Source organism: Streptomyces sp. NPDC005302 (assembly GCF_040607345.1).
Taxonomy (GTDB): Bacteria; Actinomycetota; Actinomycetes; order Streptomycetales; family Streptomycetaceae; genus Streptomyces.
In genome coordinates this window covers 98,964-123,042 of sequence record NZ_JBEXGN010000014.1, presented here as the reverse complement: position 1 = coordinate 123,042, position 24,079 = coordinate 98,964, and the positions used below count along the sequence as shown (strand labels likewise).

The following is a 24,079-nucleotide window of genomic DNA, read 5'->3' as shown; positions in this document are numbered from 1 at the left end:
GACTCGTCTCCTCCGATCTGGTCCGATCCGATCTCCACGGTCCGGCCGCGCCCGGAGGGGGTGCGGTCAGGACCGCTTACCTTCAGTCTGCTCTTATTTCTCCCTTATGTGTAGGGATGTCGGCTGCGAAAAGAGACCGGGCGCCGACGACCGCGACGTTCGCCGGCCCTGGCCGGTCGGACGTGAACCCGTGTCCTCGTGCCCCGGTCTCCCCGGCCTTCGCGTGCCGCCTCAGAAGGCGATGAGCAGACGGGCGATCGCGCGGCGTGCCCGCGTCGGCGCCTGAGGGTCGCGGTGCAGCTGGATCGCCTGGTCGGCCGCCAGGATCACGCCGCCCAGCTCGAAGACCAGCTGGTCCACATCGGTCCGCTCGGGGAGCTGGCCGGTCCCGATCGCGGTGTCCAGTTCCGCGGTGACGTACGCCGTCCACGCGGTCAGCGCGTCGAGGACCGCGTCCCTGACCGGCCCGGGGCGGCCGTCGAACTCGCTCGCCACCGCGGTGAGGAAGCAGCCCCCGTGCCCCTCGTCCTCGGCCATGTACGCGATCCACTCGTCGAAGGCGCGCGCCAGCCGCTCCGTGCCGGGCCGCGCGCCGACGGCCCGCCCCGGCACCCGCAGCCGGAACCGCTCGACCGCCGCGTCCAGCGTGGCGAGCTGGAGCACCTCCTTGCTGCCGAAGTGGCCGATCACGCCCGCCTTGCTCATGCCCAGGCCGGTGGCGAGGCGTCCGATCGTGAGGCCCTCGAGGCCCTCGGCCGAGGCAAGGGCCAACGCGCTCCCGAGGATCCGGTCGCGGGTGGCGGCGGTTTCGGCGACGGACTTGCGCGGGCTCATGCGGACAGCTTAACCTCACGACCGTTCGCTTTTAGCTTACGAACGTTCGCTATTTTATCCGGAGCGGGCCGGGTCGGCTCGCCCGCCTTGTCGCCCGGCTCCCGCAGCGAGCCCGTCCCGCCCCCGGCAACGCTCCGCCGACGGCATCCGCGAACCCTGAAGGGACTCATCGTGAAGATCCGCCATCTCAACTGCGGTTCCCTGCGCACGATCGACAGCGAGGAGGGAAGCCTGCCCGCCGTCTGCCACTGCCTGCTGGTCGAGACCGACCGCGACGGGCTCGTCCTCGTCGAGAGCGGGATCGGTACGGCCGACGTGGCGCGCCCCGAGGAGAACCTCGGAGCCGGCTTCCTCGCCCGCGCGCAGCCGGTTTTGGACCTCGCCGAGACAGCCCTCCACCAGGTCACCGCCCTGGGCTTCCGGCCCGAGGACGTCCGGCACGTCGTACTCAGCCACCTCGACCTCGACCACGCCGGAGGACTCCCCGACTTCCCCTGGGCCAAGGTCCACCTGAGCGAGGCGGAGCACCGCGCGGCGATGGCGGCACCTGGAACCCACCCCGAGGACCGCGTCCGCTACCGCCCTGCCCAGTGGGCCCACCGCCCGCACTGGGTCACGTACGCGGGGGCCACGGGAGACCCCTGGTTCGGGTTCGACGCGGTCCGCCCGCTGGAGGGAATGGACGCCGAGATCCTGCTCGTCCCGCTCGGCGGACACACGCGCGGCCACAGCGCGATAGCCGTCCAGGACGGCGGGCGCCGGCTCCTGCACTGCGGGGACGCCTACTACTTCCATCGCGAGGTCGACCCCGACCGCCCGGAGGGCCACCCCGGGACGGACCTCCTCCAGCGGCTCACCGAGGTGGACCGGCCCCTGCGGCTCGGCAACCATGCCCGGCTGCGGGAACTCGTCCGCCTGCACGGCGACGAGGTCGAGGTCTTCAGCGCGCACGACCCGTGGGAGCTGGCCAGGTACACGGGCTGAACCGGGGCCGGGACGGCGCCCCGACGAGAGCCGGTCCGCCGCCCCGGCCGCGCCGCGACCGCCCACGGGCGGGACCTCCCTACCGCGCTCCGATGCCCTCCCGTACGGCCTTCCGGGGTCCGCTCACCCGATTTGAGGAAGATCGCGCCCCAGGCAATCCGTAGAGGGCCCAGCTTCGGAATACCACCGAGAGCTCTGACAAGGAGCCGGGCGGGAGGAAACGACGATGAACAGGTCCGCAGACGCGTCGGGCGGCGACGCGGGGCGCGCCGGAGGGCGAGAGGCGGGACGTACGGCCGTGATCGGCGGGGGAGTGGCCGGCCTCACCGCCGCGCACGTGCTCAGCCGGACGCGGTCCGTGGCGGTCTACGAGGCCGACGACCGGCTCGGCGGCCACGCGCACACCCACGACCTCGCCTCCTCCGACGGGCGGGTGCACCGCGTCGACTCGGGCTTCATCGTGCACAACCACCGCACCTACCCCAACCTCCTGCGGCTGTTCGCCGAGCTGGGCGTCGCCACCCAGGAGTCCGAAATGAGCATGTCCGTCCGGTGCGAGGGATGCGGACTCGAGTACGCGGGCGCCCGCGGTCCCGCAGGCCTCTTCCCCCGGCCCGGCAACGCGCTGCGCGGCCCCTACCTGCGGATGCTTACCGAGGTGCCGGCCTTCCACCGGGCCGCCCGCCGTCTGCTCGCCGAGGGCACCGAGAACGGCGAGGACACCCTCACCCTCGGTGAGTTCCTCGTCCGGCAGCGATTCTCCGCCTACTTCACCCGGCACTTCATGACCCCGCTCGTGTCCGCGGTCTGGTCCTGCGACGCCTCCACCGCCCGCCGCTACCCCGCCGCCTACCTGTTCCGCTTCATGGACCACCACGGCATGCTGTCCGTGGGCGACTCGCCGGTCTGGCGCACGGTGACCGGCGGTTCCCGCTCCTACGTCGACCGGCTCGCCAAGCAGCTCGACGCCGTGCACACCTCCGCCCCCGTACGGGCCGTCCGCCGGCACGGCGACGGAGTGGACATCACCACCGAGGACGGCACCACCGCCTCGTACGACTCCGTGGTGATCGCCGTCCACCCCGACCAGGCCCTGCGGCTGCTCGCCGACCCCAGCGGGAAGGAGCGCGAGGTGCTCGGCGCCTTCCGCTACTCGCGCAACGCCACCCTCCTGCACACCGACACGACACTGCTGCCGCGCGCCCGCGGAGCACGCGCCTCCTGGAACTACCTGATGCCGGACTGCGACGCCGGCGCGGACCGGGTCCGGGTGAGCTACGACATGAGCCGCCTCCAGCGGCTCGACGCACCCGAGACCTACGTCGTCACCCTGGGCGGCGGCGACCGTGTCGATCCGACCCGAGTGCTGGCCCGCATGGAGTACGAACACCCCGTGTACACACCCGAGTCGGTCGCCGCACAACGACAACTCCCCGCCCTCAACAGCCCGGTGACCGCCTACGCCGGCGCCTACCACGGCTGGGGCTTCCACGAGGACGGCTGCCGCTCCGGTGTCGAGGCCGCCGCCGCGCTCGGGGTGACCTGGTGACCGCCGCCCCCGCCCTCTACCCGTGCACGGTCGCCCACATACGGACCGCGCCCAGCCGGTACGCCCTGCGCCACCGTACGTACATGTGGCTGACCGACCCGGACCGCCCGCCCGAACTGCCCTACCTGTTGCGCCCGTTGGCCCGGTTCGACCCCCGCGACCACTTCGACGGCGACCAGCCGACCATCCGCGCCGGCCTGGACCGCTATCTCGCCTCGCACGGCATCGACCTGCTCGGCGGTGACGTGCTGATGCTCGCCCACGCCCGCGTCCTCGGCCACGTCTTCAACCCGCTGACCCTGTACTGGTGCCACGACCCCGACGGCACACAGCGCTGCGTCGTCGCCGAGGTGCACAACACGTACGGCGAACGGCACACCTACCTGCTGCACCCCGACGACACCGGGACCGCGCGGACCCCCAAGGAGTTCTACGTCTCGCCGTTCTTCCCCGTCGACGGCGCGTACCGGATGCGGCTGCCCGAGCCCGACAGCAGCCTGAACCTGACGGTACATCTGGAACGCGCGGGAACACGTCCCTTCACCGCGACCGTACGCGGAACGCGCCGGACGGCCACCCTCGGCGCGCTGCTGCGTCAGGCGCTGCGCCACCCCTGGTCCACCGTCGCCGTGTCCGCCGCCATCCGGCTGCACGGCGTCCGCCTGTATCTCCGCGGACTGCCCGTGCAGCCCCGCACCCCACGTCGAACCCAGGAGAACGTGAAATGAGGACAGCCGAGTCCTGCCCCGTCGAGACGCCACGACAGGACACCGACCCGGACAGCCGGCCGGACGTGTTGACGCGACCGGACGCCTCGCGCGCCCGCACCGCCGTCACCCGCGCCGTCCTGCGCCGAGCACTCGAACGCCTGCCCCTGCAGGCCCGGTTCGCCGACGGGACCCGCGTCGGCCTCGGCGGCCCGGTCATGGACATCCACGACCCGGCCGCCTTCCACGCCCGCATCGGCACCTCGGGACTCATCGGTTTCGGCGAGTCCTACATGGCGGGCGAGTGGGACGCGCCCGACCTGGTCGCCGCGCTGACCGTGCTCGCCGGGAACGCGGCCGGACTCATCCCCGCCCCTCTCCAGAAACTGCGGGGACTCTGGGCGCTGCGCCGGCCCGACATCCAGCGCAACACCCCCACCGGCGCCCGCGACAACATCAGCCGCCACTACGACCTGTCCAACGACCTGTTCGCCCTCTTCCTGGACGACACCCTCAGCTACTCCGCGGCGCTCTTCCGCGGCTTCCCCGCCACCTGGGACCTCCTCCCCGCCGCCCAGCACCGCAAGATCGACCGGCTGCTGGACCTCGCCGAGGTCGGCCCCGGCACCCGACTCCTCGAAATCGGCACCGGCTGGGGCGAACTGGCGATACGGGCCGCCGCGCGGGGAGCCCACGTCACCTCGCTCACGCTGTCCCGCGAACAACGCGACCTGGCCCGGCAGCGCGTCCGCGAGGCCGGACTCGACGACCGCGTCGACATCGAACTGTGCGACTACCGCGAGGCCGTGGGCACCTACGACGCCGTGGTCAGCGTCGAGATGATCGAGGCCGTGGGCGAGGAGTTCTGGCCCACCTACTTCGCCGCCCTCGACACCCTGCTCGTGCCCGGCGGCCACGTCGCGCTCCAGGCGATCACCATGCCGCACGACCGGATGCGCGCCTCACGCGACACCTTCACCTGGATCCAGAAGTACATCTTCCCCGGCGGACTGCTGCCCTCCGTGGAAGCCGTGGAGGACGTCACCCGCGAGCACACCACGCTGCGCACCACCCGCAGGGACGCCTTCGGAGCGCACTACGCGGAGACCCTGCGGCTGTGGCGGGAGCGGTTCACCGAGCGGGCCGAGGAGGTCGCGGCCCTCGGCTTCGACGAGACCTTCCGCCGTATGTGGACCTTCTACCTCGCCTACTCCGAGGCCGGTTTCCGCTCCGGCTATCTCGACGTCCAGCAGTACCTGTTCACCAAGGAGGTCCCCATCCCATGAGCACCGCGCCCGTCGCCCGCGCCGTCCGACGCGGCGCCGCCCAACGGCTCGCCGCCCTCGCCGAGGAGGCGCTCGGCGGCCCCCTTCCGCTGCGGGTGCGCGCCTGGGACGGCAGCGAGGCCGGACCGCAGGACACCCCCGTCGTCGTGGTGCGTTCACGACGCGCCCTGCGGCGCCTGCTCTGGCAGCCCGGCGAACTCGGCCTCGCGCAGGCCTACGTCACCCGTGAACTCGACGTCGAGGGCGACCTCGCCGAGGCCCTGCGCGTGATGTGGGGAGCCGTCCGCGAACGCGGCCTGCACGCGCCCCGGATCGGCCTCGCCGACCGGGGCCGGGCCGTCGGCGCCGCCGTGCGACTCGGCGCCGTCGGCCCCCGCCCCCCGACACCCGCGTCCCAGGCCCGCCTGCGCGGCGGCCTGCACAGCAGGTCCCGCGACCGGGCCGCCATCAGTCACCACTACGACCTGTCGAACGCGTTCTACCGCCTCCTTCTCGACGAGACCATGGCCTACTCCAGCGGCTACTGGACGAGCGAGGACCCCGGCTTCGGGCCAGCCGACGCCCAGCGCGCCAAGCTGGAGCTGATCTGCCGCAAGCTCGCCCTCGTGCCGGGAGCCCGGCTCCTGGACATCGGGTGCGGCTGGGGTTCCCTCACCCTGTACGCGGCCGAGGAGTACAAGACCCAGGTCACCGCCGTCACGCTGGCCGCCGAGCAGGCCGCCCACGTACGCGAGCAGGTGCGCGAGCGCGGGCTGGAGCACCTCGTCGACGTGGTGTGCCAGGACTACCGCGACATCGAGGGCGGTGCCTACGACGCGGTCGCCACGGTCGAGATGGGCGAGCACGTCGGCGACGCCGAGTACCCGGCGTTCGCCGCGGCCCTGCGGCGGCTGGTCCGTCCTCAGGGGCGGGTGCTCGTGCAGCAGATGTCCCGGGGGTCGGTCGCCCCGGGCGGCGGCGCGTTCATCGAGGCGTACATCGCCCCCGACATGCACATGCGGCCGCTGGGGGAGACCGTCGGACTCCTGGAGGGCGCCGGACTCGAAGTGCGCTCCGTGGAATCGCTGCGCGAGCACTACGTCCGCACGGTCGCCGCCTGGCACCGCACCCTGGAGGAGCGGTGGGACGACTTCGTGCGGCTCGTCGGTGAGGAGACCGCCCGTGTGTGGCGGCTCTACCTGGTCGGCGGCGCCCTCGCGTTCGAGGAGAGGCGCATGGGCGTCGACCAGATCCTGAGCGTGCGGCCCACACCCGGCGGGGCCGCGGGGATGCCCGCCGTACCGCACACCTGGTACACGGGCACGGACGAGCGATGAGCGGCTTCCCCTGGGCGGCGTTCGCCCAGAACCTCGGGTTCGCGGCCGCCGCCGCGTTCGCCGTCATGCTGGTCACGTTCGCCGTCGCCGTGCACAAGGGCCTGCACCGCATCGTGGACGTCGCCTGGGGGATCGGGTTCACCGCGGTGGCCCTGGTCTCCTTCGCGGCGTCGGCCGGCGAGGGCGACGACGTACGGCGGGCGCTGGTCACGGCCCTCACCGCGGTGTGGGGGCTGCGGCTGGCCGCGCACATCGCGCGCCGCGGCCGGGGACACGGCGAGGACCCGCGCTACGACGCCATGCTCGCCAAGGCCCCCGGCAACCGCGACCTGTACGCCCTGCGCATGGTGTACCTCCTGCAGGGCGCGCTGGTGTGGCTGGTGTCCCTGCCCGTCCAGGCGGCGCAGTACGTGCCGGGACCCGTGACGGGATTCGCCTGGGCGGGCGTGGCGCTCTGGGCGTGCGGTCTGTTCTTCGAGGCGGTGGGCGACTTCCAGCTCGCCCGCTTCAAGCGGGACCCGGCCAACAAGGGCAAGGTCATGGACCGCGGTCTGTGGAGCTGGACCCGGCACCCCAACTACTTCGGCGACTTCTGCGTCTGGTGGGGCCTGTTCCTGTTCACCTGTGACAGCGGCGCCGCGGCGGCCGTGTCCGTGGTGTCCCCGCTGGTGATGAGCTACCTGCTCACCAAGGGCAGCGGCAAGCCCATGCTGGAACGGCACATGGCGCAGCGCCCCGGCTTCACCGAGTACGTGGCCCGGACCAGCGGCTTCTTCCCCCTGCCCCCGAAGACGCGCGGCTGACCCCGCCCGCCGGAAACACGTCGCCCCGCCGGGTCGAACCCGGCGGGGCGACGCGTCTCAGCCGTTCGTCCCCTCCCCCGAAAGACCGGGGGGACGACCGCTCAGGCGGGGAAGTTCAGCAGGGCGACCGGATCGGAGGTGGGCTCGGCCGAACCACCGGCCGGCTCCACGGTGATCCCCATCCCGGACGCCGCGTCCACGGAGCCCTTCATCAGCACCGCCTCCGTCGTACGCGCCGGGTCCATGAGACCGGCGGACCGCATGGTCCCCGCGTCGTTGAACCACAGTTGGTACACCTTGCCGGTCGGCGGCTTCGCCATCCCCGCGGCGACGAACACCGCCTGGTCCCGGCTCTTGGACACCACGACCGTGCCCCGCGCCCCGTCCGCCAATGTCGCCGTACGCGACTTCGCGTCGGGAGCGGCGAGCACCGAGGCCACCTCGTTCGTCCGGCGTTCGGCCTGCCGCGCCTGCTGCCGCGCGTCCTCGGCGCGGTCGTGCTGCCACACCGCCGTGCCACCGAGTCCGGCCGCGGCGGCCAGGCAGGCGGCGAGCGCCCACCGTGCGGGCCGGCGTCCGCGACCGGCCGCCCGCCGGGGCGCGGCGACCGGAACGGTCCGCGGCGCCTCCTGCCGGACCGTGGTGATGCGCCGCATCACGTGCTCCTTGAGCGCCGGAGCCGGCGTCTCGGTGACCGCCATGCCCAGCCGCGCGGCGGCGGCCGTCAGCTCACGGACCTCCAGGGCACAGGACTCGCAGTCCTCGGCGTGCCGCTCGAACAGCTCGCGCTCGTCGTCGGCCAGCGCATGCAGGGCATACGCGCCGGTCAGCGTGTGCAGGTCGACCGTGGTCACGCCGTCACCCCCAGGCAGTCACGCAGTCGGATCAGACCGTCACGCAGGCGCGTCTTGACCGTGCCGAGGGGAAGCGCCAGCAGCTCCGCCACCTCCCGGTAGGTCAGCCCGCGGTAGTACGCCAAGGTCACCGACTGGCGCTGGAGCTCGGTCAGCGTGCGCAGACAGCGCCGCACCTGCTCGCGCTCGAGACGGGCCTCGACCTGCTCGGTCACCTCGTCGTACTCGGGTGTCCTGTCGAGCAGCGCGGCCTTGTGCTCGCGGGCCGCCGACGCCTCGACGGAGCGGACCCGGTCCACGGCCCGCTGGTGGGCGAGCGTGAGGACCCAGTTCATCACCGAACCCCGCTCGGGCCGGTAGCGGGCGGCCGTGCGCCACGCCTCCACCAGCACCTCCTGGGCGACCTCCTCGGACTGGGCCCGGTCGCGCAGCACCCGGCGCACGATGCCGAGGACGGGGCCCGCCACGACGTCGTACAGCGAGGCGAACGCCTGCTGGTCGCCCCGGGCGACCCGGGCCATCAGTTCCGGCAGATCCGGCTCCGCAGACGGGTTTCTCCCGATCTCCACGGCTTCCTTCACGGTGTGGTCCTCCAGGACGCGCTGTTGATTCGCAGGTGATCCGAAGCTGATCGGCCGACGGATTGCCCCGCGGCCGGGAAAGTTCCGGACGGGTCGGTGGCCGACGCGACGCGAAGCGGCCGGCCCGCGGGACCACGGGCCGGAGCAACCGTCGCACGGGCCCGGGGGTCAGACCTCCGCGGGCGACGGCAGACAGCGCCGGAGCTGGTGCAGACCGCGCCGCGCGTGGCTCTTGACCGTGCCCAGCGGCCAGCCGGTGCGCTGGGCGATCTGCGTCTGTGTGAGGTCCTCGTAGAACGCGAGGTGCAGCACCTCGCGCTGGGGCGGGGGCAGCTTGGACAGCTCGTGCCCCACCAGCACACGGTCGAGCACCGCCTCGGGACGGACTCGTCCCTCGTCGGACAGGGCCAGCAGGGCACCGGCCACGCCCACCAGCTCGGTGCGCCGGGTCCGCGCGGACAGGGCGTCGGCGATCTTCCGCCGGGTGATGCCCACGAGCCAGCCGGCCAGTGTGCCGCGGTCCGGACGAAAGCCCCGGCCGCCCCGCCACACGGCGAGGAACACCTGCTGCGTGACGTCCTCCGCCTCGCGGGGGTCGCCGAGCGAGCGCCGGGCGAGGGTGTGGACCAGGGGCGACCAGCGCCGGTAGACGGTGGCGAGGGCGGTCTCGTCGCCCTCGGCGATGCCGCGCGCGAGGTCGGCGTCCGTGCCCGGGCCGGCAGGCCCGGCGGACCGCTGTGCGGTGGTCGCATCTGCGCTCATGGCACGCTCCTCGCTCCGGGCACCTCCTGCTCCGGGCCCTGACACCCCATCGTGTGAACCGTTGGACAGAAGCGACAACTCGCATCGTTTCTGCGTCGTATAGTCGGCCGTATGGGTGAGAGCCGGTCGGATCAGGAGCGGGGAGCGGGCGCCGTGTCGGTCGACGCGGGCGTCACCACGGGAGCGCTGGCCCGCCGGCTCGGCGTGTCACCCACCACCCTGCGGTCCTGGGACCGCCGGTACGGCGTGGGACCCGCCGTCCGCTCCGACGGACGGCACCGTCGCTGGGCGCCGCAGGACGTCGCGATGCTGGAGGAGATGTGCCGGCTGACCTCCGCCGGCGTACCGCCCGCCGAGGCGGCCAGAGCCGCGAAGGAGGGGGCCGACCCCGCCCCGGCCGAGGCGAAGCCGCCGACGGACGCGTACCGGCCCCGCTCGAAGGCGGCGGGCCCGCTGCCTCTCGGTGACGCCCGGCAGGAGTGCAAGGGACTCGCGCGCGCCGCCGTACGCCTCGACGCGCCCTCCGTCGACGACCAGCTGACCTCGCTCGTCGAGCGGCACGGCGTGGTCGTCGGCTGGGAGGAGGTGATGGTGCCGACCCTGCACGCGGTGGGACGCAAATGGGAGTCCGCCGGCGACCGTTACGTCGAGGTGGAGCACCTGCTGTCCTGGCACATCTCCCGGGCGCTGCACCGCGCGTCCGGCCCGTCGGACCCGTCCGGTCAGGACAGGGCCGCGGCCGGACCGGTCGTGCTGGCGTGCGTCCCGGGCGAACAGCACTGCCTGCCGCTGGAGGCACTGCACGCCGGACTGGTCGAACAGGGCCTGCCCACCCGGATGTTCGGCCCGGCCGTGCCCCCGGAGGCGCTGACCGCGGCGGTACGGAGGCTGGGCCCGCTGGCCGTCGTGCTGTGGTCGCAGACGCGCTCCACCGCCGACCGCCCACTGGCCCGGCACATCGCCGCCACCAGTTGGGGAGTGAAGGGCGCCCGCCGCAACCCCGTCGTACTCCTGGGCGGACCTGGCTGGGCCGGGCGGCCGGAGCAGGGGATGCTCCGGCCACCGGGACTGCGGGACGCGCTCACCACGCTGGCGAGCCTGGCCGCGGGCTGAGCCGAGCGGTCAGCGGCGCGTGAGAGGCCCCGGAAGGCGCCCGCACACGCCCGTGTTCACCCCACCGTCGGCGTCGGCGACGGCTTCGCGGCCCCCGACGACCCGCTCGCCGGAGGTGTCAGTACGACGGTCGGCTCGCCGGGCTGCGGCGGGGGAGGTGTCAGGTTGCTCTTCGGCAGCTTCGGGTCCGTCGTCTCCTGGACGATCACCTGGTCGAAGTTCACCAACCCGGTCTTCTCCATCACCGTGATGTGGTCCAGCACCGTGGAGTTGGCCTGGTTGGCGAGCTGACGCACCAGCGTGTTCTGGGTCGTGGCGCGGACCTTCGCGATGACCGAGAAGATCTGACCGTGTGTCACCCGCAGGATGTTGGCGAGGTCGGTGTCGAACTTCTTGCCGCTGTCTCCGCTCAACGTCGCGACGAATCCCTGCTGTTGCGGCGACGGCTTGTTGGGCAGGGTGATCCCCAGCTGCTGGGCGATCTTGCGGCAGGCCGCGTCGAGGCCCGCGTGGCCCGAGACCAGATGCTGCCCCGCCGTGCGCACCGACGGAATGGTCCCCTTCTCCAGGGCCAGTTGACCCACCGGGTACTCCCACAGGCCGGCCGCGCGCACCTTGACGACGAAGTCGCGGTCGGCCTCGGTCAGCGGCCCGGACGGTGTGTTCGCGATGATCCGCGTCGAGGCACTGGACGTGGTCTGCACGCCCAGCATGGCCGGGTAGGCGAGCGCGGCGAGGGTCAGGGTCAACGCACCGGTCACGAAGAGTGTTCCCGCGTTCCGTGCGATGCGCATCGAGCCTCCAGGCGGCCGGGGCGGCGTCCGGAGCGGGACGCTCCGGCCCGCCGCGCGATGGATCCGGTGCTGATGGATCCGGTACGAGTGGTTCGGACGCCCACCAGTACGGCCGCACACCGAGGAGAAATCTCTACGGAGAGTAAAATCCTCGGGGGTTGCGCCCGGCCGTCGAGTCGACGCACGGGTGCCCGTACTCGATCCGGCCCCGCACACCACCGCCCGTCACGCCACCGGCGTCGGAGGTGAGTACCAGGACCCGAACGCCGGCGGGGCGGGGAGCGACGGTGCGCCGCGTCAGTCGGTCAGACCGCGGCCTTCCCTGAACCGGGCCAGCCCCTCGGACAGTTCGACGATCGGGTCCGGATAGTCGAAGGCCGCCCGGTCCAGGCCCTGGAGCTTCCACGGCTCGTGCACCGCGCGCCCCTCCAGGCCCGCCAGCTCCGGTACCCAGCGCCGCACGTACTCCCCGTCCGGGTCGTAGCGCTTGGCCTGCGTCACCGGATTCAGGACGCGGTTGGGCCTGCTGTCCGTGCCCGTGCCCGCCATCCACTGCCAGTTGAGCTGGTTGTTGGCGACGTCGCCGTCCACCAGCAGGTCCAGGAAGTGCCGGGCGCCCACCCGCCAGTCCACGTACAGCGTCTTGACCAGGAAGCTCGCCGTGAGGAGCCGGCCCCGGTTGTGCATCCAGCCCTCGTGGCGCAGCTGGCGCATCGCGGCGTCCACCACCGGATAGCCGGTGCGCCCCTCCCGCCACGCCTCGATGTCCTCGCGCGCCGCGTCCTGTGAGCGCCAACGGTCGTGCCGTGTGCGGTAGTCGGCGGTGGACGCCTCGGGCCGGACGGCGAGCACCTGGTGGTGGAAGTCGCGCCACGCGAGCTGCCGTACGAACGCCTCCGCGCCCGGGCCGCCCGCCGCGGCCGAGCGGTGCACCAGCTCGACCGGCGAGAGGGTGCCGAAGTGCAGGTGCGGGGAGAGCCGGGAGGTCGCGTCGCCCGGAAGATCGTCGTGACGGTCCTCGTACGACCCGATCCCGCTCCGCAGCCAGGCCGTGACCCGCCTCCTGCCCTCCGTCTCACCGCCGGCGGCGAGATCCGGGGACACGCCGGACACGTCCGAGCGGGCGGGGATCTCCTCCGAGCCGACGCCCTCCGGTACCTGGATGGCCCGGGGAGCGGCGACCGCGTCCCGGAGCGGCTGCCGCGCCCACTGGCGGTGGTAGGGCGTGAAGACGGCGAAGTGGTCCGAGGACGCCGGGGTGACCGCGCCGGGCGCCACGGCGGTGACGACCGTCTCGTGGACGTGCAGCCGGCGGCCCTCGGCCTCCAGCGCCGCGCGCAGCCGTTCCTCCCGGCGGTGCGCGTAGGCGCTGACGCCCGCCGCCATGTGCACCTCGTCCGCGTCGGCCTCGGCGACCACCTTGCACACCTCGGCCACCACCTCACCGGACCGCACGACCAGCCGCCCGCCGCGCTCACGCAGCCCGGCGTCCAGATCCGTCAGGCAGTCGGCGAGGAACGCCATCCGGTTGGGGGCGGTGAACCCGGCCTCCGCGACGGCCTCGTCACGTACGAACAGCGGCACCACCGCGTCGGAACCGTCGAGCGCGGCCCGCAGCGGTGGGTGGTCGCGCAGGCGCAGGTCCGAGGTGAACAGGACGATCGAGAGGGTCATGGCGTTGCTCCGGTGCAGGGCTGCGAGGGTACGGCGTCGATCTGCTTCTGCTCGGCCGGCATCGCCGGATGCGTGCTCAGGGGGTGAGCGCGGGTTCCTTCACCCCGCTGGGCGCGTTCTTGGCCGCCGCCTTGGCGATGTTGCGGGCCATGCCGCCGAACACGACGGAGTGGAAGGGCGAGACGCTCCACCAGTACAGGTGGCCGAGCAGGCCGTGCGGATGGAACAGGGCCCGCTGCCGGTAGCGGGTACGCCCGTCGTCGTCCTTCTCCGCGTACATCTCCAGCCAGGCGAGGCCCGGCAGCCTCATCTCGGCGCGCAGCCGCAGCAGATGGCCGGGCTCGATCTCCTCCACCCGCCAGAAGTCGAGGGAGTCGCCCACCCGCAGCCGGGTCGCGTCCCGGCGGCCGCGCCGCAGCCCCACCCCGCCCACCGCCCGGTCGAGCCAGCCGCGCACGGCCCAGGCGAGCGGGAAGGAGTACCAGCCGTTGTCGCCGCCGATGCCCTCGATCACCCGCCACAGCGCCTCGGGCGAGGCGTCGACGGTCATCTCCCTGCGGTCGGTGTACAGGCTGCCGCCGGCCCAGTCCGGGTCGGTGGGCAGCGGGTCGCTCGACGTGCCGGGGTAGGAGGCCGACGACCAGCGCGTGGTGACCTGCGCGTCCCGCACCCGCTGGAGCGCGAGGGCGACCGACGCGTCGAAGCCGATCGGCCGGCCGGGGGGATCGGGCACGTAGCGGGCGATGTCGTGCTCGTGGCACACGACCTCGTGGCGCAGCGACTCGGTGAGCGGCTTCGCGATGGACGCGGGCACCGGTGTGACGAGTCCGACCCAGTGGCTGGACAGCCGCGGAGTGAGCACCGGCACCCGGACGATGAGCCTGCGGGGCAGCCGGGCGATGGCCGCGTAGCGGCGCATCATCTCCAGGTACGTCAGGACGTCGGGCCCCCCGATGTCGAACGCCCGGTTGACCTCGGCGGGCATCGTGGCGCTGCCGACCAGGGTGCGCAGTACGTCGCGTACGCCCATCGGCTGGATCCGGGTGCTCACCCAGCTCGGCGTCACCATCACCGGCAGCCGTTCGGTGAGGTAGCGCAGCATCTCGAAGGAGACGGAACCGGAGCCGATGATCACCGCGGCGCGCAGCACGGTGGTCGGGACGCCCGAGTTCAGCAGAATGCGCCCGACCTCCGCCCGTGACCTGAGGTGCGGTGACAGTTCGTCCTCCGGCACGCCCACGGGGGTGAGGCCGCCCAGGTAGACGATGCGCCGGACGCCCGCCGCCTTGGCCCGCTCGCCGAAGATCCGGGCCGCTCTGCGGTCGGTCTCCTCGAAGTCGCGGCCCGAGCCGAGAGCGTGCACGAGGTAGTAGGCGACGTCGATCCCCCGCATCGCGTCCTCGACGGACTCGGCGTCCGTGACGTCCCCGCGCACCACCTCGGCCTCGCCCGCCCAGGGATAGTCGCGGAGCTTGGCGGGGGAGCGGGCCAGACAGCGCACCTGGTGCCCCTCGGCCAGCAGCTCGGGGACCAGCCGTCCGCCGATGTAGCCGGTGGCACCGGTCACCAGACACCGCAGTCCGGTGCGGGTGTCGTCGTCGCTCATGGGTCCTCCGTCGCTGTCCGCCGTAGCTCCCGGTCCGTTCCCCCTCCTGATCCCTTCCACGCGGGCGCCTCCCTCGGATGCGCCGGACGGGCCCTCCCGGCGAGGGACAGCCGTACGGGGCAGGCCCCAGCGACTTCTATAGGCTGAGCGCGTGGCCAGAGCAGACAACTCCGACGACCGGGCGGGTGAGCCGGACCCCGGTGGGGGACCGGAGCGCGAGCGCGCCGCGCCGACGGACCTCCAGGCCTTCGCCGTGCAGCTCCGCCGGATGAACGGCGAGGTCAACCGCGTGGTCCACGGCTTCGCGGGCGAACACGGACTGCACGCCACGGACGTCCAGGCGCTCGCCGCGATCCTCGACGCCCCCGAGCCGCTCACCCCCGGCCGGCTCAGGGAACACCTCGGGCTCACCTCGGGTGCCGTCACGGCCTGCCTGGACCGGCTCGAACGCGCGGGCCACATCCGGCGCGTCAGGGAGAGCCCCGACCGCAGGGTGGTCCACCTGCACTGGGTCCCCGACGCCAAGTCGGCGGCCCGCGCCCACTTCCGGCCGCTCGCCGAGGTCACCGCCAGCGTGCGGTCCGGCTTCAGCGAGGACGAACTGTCGGTGGTCCTGCGTTTCCTGACGGCCATGAACGAACAGCTCTCCGGCGTACGGTCCCCCGGGCGCTGACAGCCGTCGGCCGGTCACGCCGACGCGTGGCAACCCCCTGGCGCCCGCCGCATCCGGAAGGGTGTCGTCTCCGGAAGCACCTCCGTGGTCTACGATCTGGCCGCGAGATAACTCAATGATTGAGATTGTTTTTCATTGAGATATCTGGACACCCGAACGTCGAATGCCGTGCTGCCGTGACACCTGGAGAGCGATGTCCATCACCCCACGACGGGCCCTTTGGCTGATCCCCGTCGTCCTGCTCGTCGCCTGGCTCGGCATCGGGGGAACCCTCGGCCCCTACGCCGGCAGACTCGGCGAGGTCGCCACCAACGACCAGGCCGCCTTCCTGCCGCGCAGCGCCGAGTCGACGAAGGTGGTCACCGAGCAGCGCGCCTTCCAGCAGGACGAGACCCTGCCCGCGATCGTCGTGTGGACGGTGGACGGTGGAGGACCCGCCGGGGGCGGGCGTCAGGCCGCGGCGACCCGCGCGCTCACCTCCCTCGCCGGTGCACCTGGGGTGGTCGGCCAGGCGTCTCCCGCCCTGCCGTCGCGGGACGGCAAGGCGCTGGAGGGGGTCGTCCAGCTCCGGCCCGATCTCGGCGACAAGCTGCCCGACACCCTCGACCGTGTCAGGACCGCCGCAGACCGCGTCCCGGGAACGACGGCGCGCATCGCCGGGCCCGCCGCCAGTCAGGCCGACCTCTCCGACGCCTTCGCCGGCATCGACGGCCTGCTGCTCGGTGTGGCCCTCGCGACCGTCCTGGTCATCCTGCTGCTGGTGTACCGCAGCGTGCTGCTGCCCTTCGTCATCATCCTCGGCGCGGTGTTCGCGCTCGGCCTGGCCTGCGCCGTCGTCTACGTCCTCGCCGACCACGGCGTGGTCCGGGTGGACGGCCAGGTGCAGGGCATCCTCTCCATCCTCGTGATCGGCGCGGCGACCGACTACGCCCTCCTGTTCACCGCCCGCTTCCGAGAGGAACTCGCCCTGCACGACGACCGGTTGACCGCCGTCCGAGCGGCGCTGCGGCAGTCGTGGGGTGCGATCGTCGCGAGCGCCGGGACCGTCGCGCTCGGTCTGCTCGCCCTGCTGCTCAGCGACCTGACGAACAACCGGGCGCTCGGTCCGGTCGGCGCCATCGGCGTCGTCTGCGCCGTACTGAGCACGCTCACCTTCCTGCCGGCCGTCCTGGTCCTCCTCGGCCGCGCCGCCTACTGGCCGGCCCGTCCCCGCCCCACCGCGGACGCCGGGGCGGGCGGCGGGGTCTGGCGCCGCGTCGCGGACCTGGTGGACCGCGCGCCCCGCAAGGTCTGGGCGATCGCCCTGGTGGGCCTCCTCGCCTGCGCGGCCTTCGCCCCCACCCTCACGGCGAAGGGCGTCCCCCTCGACGAGATCTTCGTCGACGAAGCGCCCTCCGTCGCCGCCCAGCAGACCCTCTCGGAGCACTTCCCCGGCGGCTCCGGGAACCCCGCCGTGATCATCGCCGACGCCGGCCGCGTCGCCCAGGTGACCAGCGCGGCGCGCGCCACGGACGGCGTCGCCTCGGCCGCCGCGGTGACGGAGTCCGGGCGGCCCGGCGGGGGAGAGCCCAAGGTCGTCGACGGCCGGGTACGCGTCGACGTCACCCTGCGGTCCGCCGCGGACAGCGACACGGCCAAGGACACCGTCGCCCGGCTGCGCGAAGCCGTCCACGCCGTCCCGGACGCCGACGCGCTCGTGGGCGGCTACACCGCCCAGCAGTACGACACCCGGCAGACCGCCGAACGGGACCGCACCCTGATCGTCCCCGTGGTCCTCGCCATCATCCTGATCATCCTCGCGGGCCTTTTGCGCTCGCTGCTGATGCCGCTGCTGCTGGTCGCCACGGTGGCGCTCAACTTCGCCGCCACGCTGGGTATTTCGTCGCTCGTGTTCCGGCACGTCTTCGGCTTCAGCGGCACTGACGCGTCCGTGCCGCTGTACGGCTTCGTCTTCCTCGTCGCCCTCGGTGTCGACTACAACATCTTCCTGATGTCCCGGGTCCGCGAGGAATCGCTGCGGCACGGCGTGCGCCAGGGGGTGCTGCGCGGACTCGTCGCCACCGGCGGGGTGATCACCTCGGCCGGTGTCGTCCTCGCCGCGACCTTCGCGGCCCTCGGGGTGATCCCGCTGGCCTTCCTGGTGCAGATCGCCTTCATCGTCGCGTTCGGCGTCCTGCTCGACACCCTGGTGGTGCGCTCGCTTCTGGTGCCCGCCCTCGTCCGCGACATCGGCCGCCGTGCCTGGTGGCCGGGGGCGCTCAGTCGCGAACCGGCGTCCGTGCCCCGTCAGGGCGAGCGCGTCCGGGTATGACGAGGCCCGCCCCGCGCCGACCGCGCGGGGCGGGCAGGTCGCTCGTTCGGCGGCGCACGCGTTCACCGTCCGCCGACGGGGGCGCACCGACCTGACATGTCTCGGAGAAACGCGGGCAAGCGCATTCCACGGGACCCGTCGCTCCGGGTCCGAGGTCAGAGGTGGAGGTGCCTGCCGCTATGGGGACAAAGGTGCTGGAACGATTTCCCGCGGGAGCTCCTCGCGGATCGTGGTCGGCTGAGGAGTACGCGGCCCGGCGCCGCACCGAGGGACTGCCGGCGACGGTCGTGATGGACCTGAAGTCGGACGCCTTCCTCGTGGTCGTCCCCCTCGGGGAAGAGGACTGATCCCCGCAGTGCGGGGCCGGGCCCGCTCAACGGCTCGCCCTCTCACCGACGGGGGCCAGTGAAGAGCCGTTCTCCAGACGGGCGGTCACGTTCGGACGCGCACCCTCCGGTGCCCGCACCGCGAGCGTACGGCCGTCCCGCCGGGCCCTGACCGCGCCGGTCACCTCGATCCCGGTGACGGCCCGGCTGCCCGCGGCGAGCAGGTACCAGTGACCCGCGTCCGACCGCCAGTGCGCGTCCGCCACCACATGCTGGCCGAACCGGCTGCAGGCCGCGGTGGACCTGGCCCGCGCGACCTCCCGGGCCGGAGCGGACGGCGAGGACGCCGGCAGCCTCAGCAGCACCCGCACGTCTCCGGGGCCGCGCCAGGTGCCGGCCCGCGCGCAGGCCCACACCGCGTGCCCGCCGTTCTCCGGCAGGTCCTGCTCCGCGAAGTCCCAGGCGTTCACCTCCCGCACGCCGCTGCCCCGCAACTTCTCCAGCCCGCACGCCATGTGCGCCCACGCCACCAGCGCCGGTGTGCCCGTCGCCTCCCGCGGCTGGCGCGCCGGAGGCGTTCCGTGACCCGGCAGCGGCGTGTACGTCAGATGAACCGGCGACAGTTCGCCCAGGTCGGTCAGCAGGAACGCGTGCTTCTCCACGATGCGCTCGGACGACCGGAGTTGGAGCACCGGCCGCCGGTCGCAGGCCGCGCCGCCCGAGGGGGCGGAGAGCGGCTCGGTGACCCCGTCGCGCGCGACGTCCACCGGGCGGGCGGGGGAGTCCGGACGCGTCAGGTCGCGCGTCTGCGCCTCGGCGATCCAGGGGGCCAGCAGGAACCGGGTCCCCCGTGGGCCGCGTCCGACGACCAGGGCGGCGGCGGTCGTCACGTCCGCGTCGTCGGTCCGCGCGAGGGCCAGCGTGCCGCGCCCGGAGCCGTCGACGGGTTCGCTGTACCGCACCACACGCTGTCCGTCGTGCAGCAGGACCACGGCGTCGCCGTCCACGTTCCCCGCGTACAGCAGCCGGGGCGCCCGGGGCGGCGGGTCCATGGACGTGGTCGCCGTCGTCGTGACCCGCGCGGCGCGGGCGGGCCGGGCCCAGGCGGACAGCGCCCGGCGCAGCAGGCCCCGGTCGTCGGCGCGGGCCCCGCGCGCGGGCCACGCGGTGAAGTCGACCCGGGAGGTGTCGGCCCAGGAGTCCGAGGGCGTACGGACGAGGTCCGCGGGGCCGGGCAGCGACGCGCCCGCCGGGACGCGGCCGGACGACGGGCCCGAGCCGGGCAGCGAGACCGCCAGCAGCACCCCGGTGAGCGCGACGACCGACAGTGCGCCCCACAGGACGCGGAAGCGGCGCCGGCGGCGGAGCAGGTCGGTGGGCGCGGTCTGCACGGTGCAGGCGTCGAACTCCCGTGATCTGAGCAGCGTCTGCGCCGCCTTGCCGGCCGTCTCGCCGAGCCGTGCGGCGGACCTCAGGGCCGCCTCTGGGTCGGCGGTCCCAGCCGCCTCCAGCAGGGTCCTGATCGCCGGTTCGGTCCGGCCGTCCACGCTGCGCAGGACGAAGGCGGCGCGGCCCGCGGCCGTCGACCCCGACAGGGCCTGGCCCAGTGCGATCTCCTCCGCACCGCCCGCACGGGGGAACAGCCGCAGCCCCCACACGACCGGCAGGGCGGGGATCAGAGTGCGCGGTGGCGGCAGCCGGCGGGGCCAGCCGCGCGGTGAGCGCCCGTACGCGATCGCCGAGCGCAGGACCGCGGTGCGCAGCCGGTCCTTCTCGGCCACGGACCGGCGGGCCGTGCCGCGGGGCGTCGGCACGTGCGGCCCGGGAAACCGTTCCCGTGGGCCCGGCAGCGAGCGCTGCACCAGCGAGTGGGCGACGAGGATGCGGCGATGCCTGTTCAGCGAGGGAGGCAGCGTGAGGTACGCGAGACGCACCAGGTCGCTGTACTCCTCGACGAGGGCGGTCTCGGCCCGGTCGAGTGCTGTCCTGCCGCGGAGGACCGCACGCGGTAGCGAGGGGATGGGCATGGAACGAATGCCTTCCGAAGGAGCTGACGTCGTGTCACGCCGCTCCGTCAAACGAGTGACTCATCGGATGGTCACAGGACGGCGGTCCGAGGACCGCGTCCGAAGCCCGTTCCGCGGAGGCACGGGAGCTTCCGCGAAGAGAACCGGGCACGGTGCTTCGGCGACTGAGCCGGCAGGGGAGGCATCGACGGGGAAGCGGTGAGGGCGGTGAAGCCGGGGAAGCGGCCAGGCGGTGAACGTGCCGAAGGAGAGCGCCCTGCGGCACGTTCCGCGCTCGCCCGTGATCTTGGGCGGCCCGTCCTGCCGTCCGGGTCGGCACGGCCGACGCGACGCGACGGGCGGACGGCGTGCCGCCACCCGTGGAACCGGTCCGGGATGCGAGACCTGCCCGCCGTTCCTTGACTGCTCCGAGCGGGGGCTGCGACGATCGGCGGCATGATGATGCGACTGGACCTCACGCGGCGACGCCATGTCGACCTCGCGCGTGTCTCCAGTTCCTTCTGTCGTCGCGACGTCTGACGGTCCCCACGGCAGGGTCCCCTTCGCACGGACCGTTTCCCCCGCGCCGGCCTCGCGCGGCGCCCAGGACGTCTCCGACCCGTCCCCGTCTTGCGCTGGCCTAACTCCCGCCGAGATTCCGGGCCTTGTTCCGGCATGCCCCGGGCGACCGGGCCGGCGATCCGACCGGACGACGCGGTCCGTCGTCACAACCCCGAACCGGCACGGGGCCGTTCCCGCCGCCTGCCGCCCCTCCCGGTCGCCCGCCACCGCGAACTCCCTTTGGAATGAGGACTCATGGCCACCGTCCTGTCCGTCTCCGGCAGTCCCTCCGTCTCCTCCCGCACGGCCAAGCTCCTGCGTCACCTCGACGCCCGGCTCGCCGCACAGGGACACGAGGTGATTCCCCTCGACGTCCGCACGATCCCTGCCGAGGCCCTGCTCGGCGCGGACTTCCGGCACCCCGCCGTGGTGGAGGCGGCCGCGCTCTTCGACCGCGCCGACGGCGTGGTCATCGGAACTCCCGTCTACAAGGCCGCCTACTCCGGCGTCCTCAAGGCCCTGCTCGACCTCCTGCCGCAGTACGCCCTGGCCGGCAAGACCGTCCTGCCGCTGGTCACCGGCGGCAGTACGGCTCACGTGCTCGCCCTGGACTACGCCCTGCGCCCGGTCCTCAACTCCATGGGCGCGAGCCACATAGTCCAGGGCTGGTTCACCCTCGACAAGGACATCACCACGGCACCCGACGGAACCGTCACCCTGGCGCCCGGCACCGCCGAGGCACTGGCCCAGGTGGTGGACCAGTTCTCGGTGGCCCTCGGCCGTACCCCGCTGCTCGCCGCGACCGGATGACGTCCGTGACCGCCCACGTGATCGCCGGCGCCGGACGACGCCTACCGCGCGCCGAGTCGGAGCAGCTCCCCGCCTCCGGCCTGCCCGGCGTCACGTGCACCGGTACTGGCGCGACGCCCGCACCCACACGCTCCACGACCCCGCCCGCCACGTCCTGAACGGCACCGGGCCCCCGCGGCACGGCCTGCTCCGGCCTGCCTCACCCCCCCCGCCTAGCCCCCCCGGTACCCGCGGCACAGCCGCCCGCCCCGCCCGGCCCATGATCGGAGAACATCCGCCGTGTCCCTCACCTTCCACTGGTTCCTGCCCACCAACGGAGACAGCCGGCATGTCGTCGGCGGCGGCCACGGCTCGCCCGCCACCGTCTCCGGCCAGGACCGCCCGCCGACGGTCGCCTACCTGAGCCAGATCGCCCGCGCCGCCGAGGACCTGGGGTTCGTGGGCGCCCTCACGCCGACCGGCGCCTGGTGCGAGGACGCCTGGCTCACCACCGCGATGGTCAGCCAGAACACCGAGCGGCTGAAGTTCCTCGTGGCGTTCCGGCCGGGTTTCGTCTCTCCCACGCTCGCCGCGCAGATGGCCTCGACCTACCAGCGCCAGACCGGCGGACGTCTGCTGCTGAACGTGGTCACGGGCGGTGAGAGCCACGAACAGCGCGCCTACGGCGACTTCCTCGACAAGGACGCCCGCTACCGCCGTACCGGCGAGTTCCTCTCGATCGTCCGGGACTTGTGGGACGGCAAGACCGTCGACCTGGCCGGCGAGCACCTCCGCGTCGAGGACGCACGGCTCGCCCGGGTCCCCGACCCGGTGCCCGAGGTCTACTTCGGCGGTTCCTCACCCGTCGCCGGTGAGGTCGCCGCCACGTACGCGGACGTCTATCTCACCTGGGGCGAACCGCCCGCCCACGTCGCCGAGAAGATCGCCTGGGTCCGCGGGCTCGCCGCGCGCCAGGGCCGGAACCTTCGCTTCGGCATCCGGCTGCACGTCATCACCCGCGACACCTCCGAGCAGGCCTGGGCCGAGGCGGGGCGGCTCCTCGACGGCTTCGACCCGGCGACCGTACGGTCCGTCCAGGAAGGGCTGGCCCGCAGCGAGTCGGAGGGCCAGCGGCGCATGCTCGCGTTGCACGGGGGCGGCCGCGACGGCCTGGAGATCCACCCCAACCTGTGGGCCGGTATCGGCCTGGTGCGCGGAGGGGCCGGCACCGCCCTGGTCGGCAGCCACGACGAGGTCGCCGACCGCATCGAGGAGTACCACGCGCTGGGCATTGACGAGTTCGTGCTCTCCGGCTACCCGCATCTGGAGGAGGCCTACTGGTTCGGCGAGGGCGTGCTGCCCCGCCTCGCCGCACGGGGCCGCTGGCGGCACCCGTTCGCGGCCGGCCAGGCCCCGGCCGCGCAGGTGCCCGTCAAAGGCTGAGCGAACCGGGAGAGGGCGAACCGGGGGAGCGGGAGAGCGGGGAAGGCGCGGCGATCAGGGCGAACCCAGCGAGCCGAGGTGTGCCGCGCGCACCTCGGGCGTCTGCCCCTGAACCAGCAGGAACATCCCCTCGCGCGCCAGCCGTTGGGCGGGACTGCGCAGGTCCATCGCCCGCCCGCCCCCGGCCACGACCGCAGCCGTGGTCGCCGCCCGCATCACGTCGTACGCCCGGGTCTTGCACACGAGCCGCTCGTCGATCCGCTCCGTCGCCACCGGGTGGTCGGCGAGCGCGTACGCCTGCCGCCGCACCTCGTCCAGACGCGCCCGCAGCACCCGCGCGGTGTCCTTCGCCGCGGGGTCGCCCTCCAGCAGGCCGATCGCCGCCGCCGTCACCCCGAACACGGCGGGCGACGCGTTCGTGTTCCTCGGCCGGTCGGTGACCGCCCAGGACGCGTACGGGACGCGCAGCGCCACCGCCTCGTCCGGCAGCCACAGCCCGTCCAGCTCCAGCGAGACCGTGCGGGACGCGGAGAGCGCGGCGAGCCGCATCGGCGGCGACGGGCGCAGCCCCGGCTGCTCACGCGCCTCGGTGAACGCGAACAGGGCTTCGTCCGCGTCCGTCACCCCCGCCAGCAGCATGACGTCGTTGAGTCCCCAGCCCGAGTACCAGGGCACCTTCCCGTCGAAGCGCCAGCCACCGCGCTCCGGGGTCACCCGCACCGGCACCCGCGGATGGGCGCGCAACTGGGCGTACGCCACACCGGACAGCAGCTCGCCGCTCGCGAGCGGCCGGAGCAGCCGTTCCCGTACGGGGAGATCGGCCTTCGCCAGGGTCGCCACCGGTGTGTGGTGCTGGGTCTGCACGAACCACGTCGAGCAGCACGCCCCGGCCAGGATCTCCGCGGTCTCCCGCACCACCGCGGCCGGCGCCGCCGACCCGCCGTACGCCACGGGGGCACTCACCCCGAGAAGCCCGGACGCCCTGACCGCCTCGATGCTGCTCACGGGCACGCCGTCCTGGTCCACCCGCTCCGCGCGGGGCGCCAGCACATCGGCCGCGAGCGTGCGGGCGGCGACGACGAGCGGATGCGGTGTGGCGGTCATCGA

The 24,079-nt window shown here is 73.4% G+C and carries 22 protein-coding genes; 13 read left to right on the top strand and 9 right to left on the bottom strand.

Annotation, left to right across the window (positions count from 1 at the left end; translation table 11 throughout):
* Positions 1-231: 231 nt before the first annotated feature.
* Positions 232-834: a TetR/AcrR family transcriptional regulator gene (locus ABZT74_RS21750; protein ID WP_356437276.1), complete on the bottom strand. Its 603-nt coding sequence runs from the start codon at positions 832-834 to the stop codon at positions 232-234.
* A 171-nt stretch (positions 835-1,005) separates the two neighbouring features.
* Between ABZT74_RS21750 and ABZT74_RS21745 the strand changes: the two genes are divergently transcribed.
* From ABZT74_RS21745 to ABZT74_RS21720, 6 genes are all read left to right on the top strand, one after another.
* A complete protein-coding gene (locus tag ABZT74_RS21745) occupies positions 1,006-1,818 on the top strand; it encodes an MBL fold metallo-hydrolase (RefSeq protein WP_356437274.1) in 813 nt (270 codons plus the stop codon).
* Between the two features lie 226 nt (positions 1,819-2,044).
* Complete coding sequence (locus tag ABZT74_RS21740; RefSeq protein ID WP_356437271.1) at positions 2,045-3,367, top strand: FAD-dependent oxidoreductase; 1,323 nt, start codon at positions 2,045-2,047, stop codon at positions 3,365-3,367.
* A complete protein-coding gene (locus ABZT74_RS21735) occupies positions 3,364-4,095 on the top strand; it encodes a DUF1365 domain-containing protein (protein ID WP_355884315.1) in 732 nt (243 codons plus the stop codon). Before ABZT74_RS21740 ends, ABZT74_RS21735 begins: the two co-directional genes overlap by 4 nt.
* Positions 4,092-5,360 carry a cyclopropane-fatty-acyl-phospholipid synthase family protein gene (locus ABZT74_RS21730; RefSeq protein WP_355884317.1) on the top strand — a complete coding sequence of 423 codons (1,269 nt, stop codon included), beginning with the start codon at positions 4,092-4,094 and terminating at the stop codon, positions 5,358-5,360. The genes ABZT74_RS21735 and ABZT74_RS21730 overlap by 4 nt, the downstream gene beginning before the upstream one ends.
* A complete protein-coding gene (locus ABZT74_RS21725; RefSeq protein ID WP_356437268.1) occupies positions 5,357-6,676 on the top strand; it encodes a cyclopropane-fatty-acyl-phospholipid synthase family protein in 1,320 nt (439 codons plus the stop codon). The genes ABZT74_RS21730 and ABZT74_RS21725 overlap by 4 nt, the downstream gene beginning before the upstream one ends.
* Positions 6,673-7,479, top strand: a complete 807-nt coding sequence (locus tag ABZT74_RS21720) for a DUF1295 domain-containing protein (protein WP_356437265.1) — start codon at positions 6,673-6,675, stop codon at positions 7,477-7,479. The genes ABZT74_RS21725 and ABZT74_RS21720 overlap by 4 nt, the downstream gene beginning before the upstream one ends.
* Positions 7,480-7,580: 101 nt before the next feature.
* Here the strand turns inward: ABZT74_RS21720 and ABZT74_RS21715 are convergent, their stop codons facing one another.
* The 3 genes from ABZT74_RS21715 to ABZT74_RS21705 form a co-directional block, all read right to left on the bottom strand.
* The gene (locus ABZT74_RS21715; RefSeq protein WP_355877420.1) at positions 7,581-8,333 is read right to left on the bottom strand and encodes an anti-sigma factor; all 753 of its coding nucleotides are present in this window, start codon (positions 8,331-8,333) and stop codon (positions 7,581-7,583) included.
* Entirely contained in the window at positions 8,330-8,914 is a 585-nt protein-coding gene (locus tag ABZT74_RS21710; protein WP_081222772.1) for a sigma-70 family RNA polymerase sigma factor, read from the bottom strand. Before ABZT74_RS21710 ends, ABZT74_RS21715 begins: the two co-directional genes overlap by 4 nt.
* Before the next feature lie 168 nt (positions 8,915-9,082).
* Complete coding sequence (locus ABZT74_RS21705; RefSeq protein WP_356437262.1) at positions 9,083-9,676, bottom strand: sigma-70 family RNA polymerase sigma factor; 594 nt, start codon at positions 9,674-9,676, stop codon at positions 9,083-9,085.
* Between the two features lie 111 nt (positions 9,677-9,787).
* Between ABZT74_RS21705 and ABZT74_RS21700 the strand changes: the two genes are divergently transcribed.
* The gene (locus ABZT74_RS21700; RefSeq protein WP_356437259.1) at positions 9,788-10,789 is read left to right on the top strand and encodes a MerR family transcriptional regulator; all 1,002 of its coding nucleotides are present in this window, start codon (positions 9,788-9,790) and stop codon (positions 10,787-10,789) included.
* Between the two features lie 56 nt (positions 10,790-10,845).
* Here the strand turns inward: ABZT74_RS21700 and ABZT74_RS21695 are convergent, their stop codons facing one another.
* The 3 genes from ABZT74_RS21695 to ABZT74_RS21685 all read right to left on the bottom strand — a co-directional run bounded on the left by ABZT74_RS21695 (position 10,846) and on the right by ABZT74_RS21685 (position 14,863).
* Entirely contained in the window at positions 10,846-11,583 is a 738-nt protein-coding gene (locus tag ABZT74_RS21695; protein ID WP_356174641.1) for a DUF4142 domain-containing protein, read from the bottom strand.
* A gap of 297 nt (positions 11,584-11,880) precedes the next feature.
* The gene (locus ABZT74_RS21690) at positions 11,881-13,257 is read right to left on the bottom strand and encodes a deoxyribodipyrimidine photo-lyase (protein ID WP_356437256.1); all 1,377 of its coding nucleotides are present in this window, start codon (positions 13,255-13,257) and stop codon (positions 11,881-11,883) included.
* Between the two features lie 76 nt (positions 13,258-13,333).
* Positions 13,334-14,863 (bottom strand): SDR family oxidoreductase, encoded by a 1,530-nt coding sequence (locus tag ABZT74_RS21685; RefSeq protein ID WP_356437252.1) that lies wholly within the window; start codon positions 14,861-14,863, stop codon positions 13,334-13,336.
* A gap of 151 nt (positions 14,864-15,014) precedes the next feature.
* Between ABZT74_RS21685 and ABZT74_RS21680 the strand changes: the two genes are divergently transcribed.
* The 3 genes from ABZT74_RS21680 (at position 15,015) to ABZT74_RS21670 (ending at position 18,194) form a co-directional block, all read left to right on the top strand.
* Positions 15,015-15,536 (top strand): MarR family winged helix-turn-helix transcriptional regulator, encoded by a 522-nt coding sequence (locus tag ABZT74_RS21680; protein ID WP_356437249.1) that lies wholly within the window; start codon positions 15,015-15,017, stop codon positions 15,534-15,536.
* Positions 15,537-15,729: 193 nt separating this feature from the next.
* Entirely contained in the window at positions 15,730-17,847 is a 2,118-nt protein-coding gene (locus ABZT74_RS21675) for an MMPL family transporter (protein ID WP_356437247.1), read from the top strand.
* A gap of 179 nt (positions 17,848-18,026) precedes the next feature.
* On the top strand, positions 18,027-18,194 hold the full coding sequence (locus tag ABZT74_RS21670) for a hypothetical protein (RefSeq protein WP_355877445.1): 168 nt from the start codon (positions 18,027-18,029) through the stop codon (positions 18,192-18,194).
* Between the two features lie 26 nt (positions 18,195-18,220).
* Here ABZT74_RS21670 and ABZT74_RS21665 read toward each other — a convergent pair whose 3' ends face one another.
* On the bottom strand, positions 18,221-20,200 hold the full coding sequence (locus ABZT74_RS21665) for a hypothetical protein (RefSeq protein ID WP_356437244.1): 1,980 nt from the start codon (positions 20,198-20,200) through the stop codon (positions 18,221-18,223).
* A 435-nt stretch (positions 20,201-20,635) separates the two neighbouring features.
* Here ABZT74_RS21665 and ABZT74_RS21660 point away from each other — a divergent pair, with 435 nt between their 5' ends.
* The 3 genes from ABZT74_RS21660 (at position 20,636) to ABZT74_RS21650 (ending at position 22,972) form a co-directional block, all read left to right on the top strand.
* The gene (locus ABZT74_RS21660) at positions 20,636-20,719 is read left to right on the top strand and encodes a putative leader peptide (RefSeq protein ID WP_351421473.1); all 84 of its coding nucleotides are present in this window, start codon (positions 20,636-20,638) and stop codon (positions 20,717-20,719) included.
* Positions 20,720-20,995: 276 nt separating this feature from the next.
* Positions 20,996-21,550, top strand: a complete 555-nt coding sequence (gene ssuE / locus ABZT74_RS21655) for an NADPH-dependent FMN reductase (RefSeq protein WP_356437241.1) — start codon at positions 20,996-20,998, stop codon at positions 21,548-21,550.
* Between the two features lie 279 nt (positions 21,551-21,829).
* The gene (locus ABZT74_RS21650; protein ID WP_356437238.1) at positions 21,830-22,972 is read left to right on the top strand and encodes an LLM class flavin-dependent oxidoreductase; all 1,143 of its coding nucleotides are present in this window, start codon (positions 21,830-21,832) and stop codon (positions 22,970-22,972) included.
* A 54-nt stretch (positions 22,973-23,026) separates the two neighbouring features.
* Here the strand turns inward: ABZT74_RS21650 and ABZT74_RS21645 are convergent, their stop codons facing one another.
* The gene (locus ABZT74_RS21645) at positions 23,027-24,076 is read right to left on the bottom strand and encodes an acyl-CoA dehydrogenase family protein (RefSeq protein ID WP_356437235.1); all 1,050 of its coding nucleotides are present in this window, start codon (positions 24,074-24,076) and stop codon (positions 23,027-23,029) included.
* Positions 24,077-24,079 lie beyond the last annotated feature (3 nt).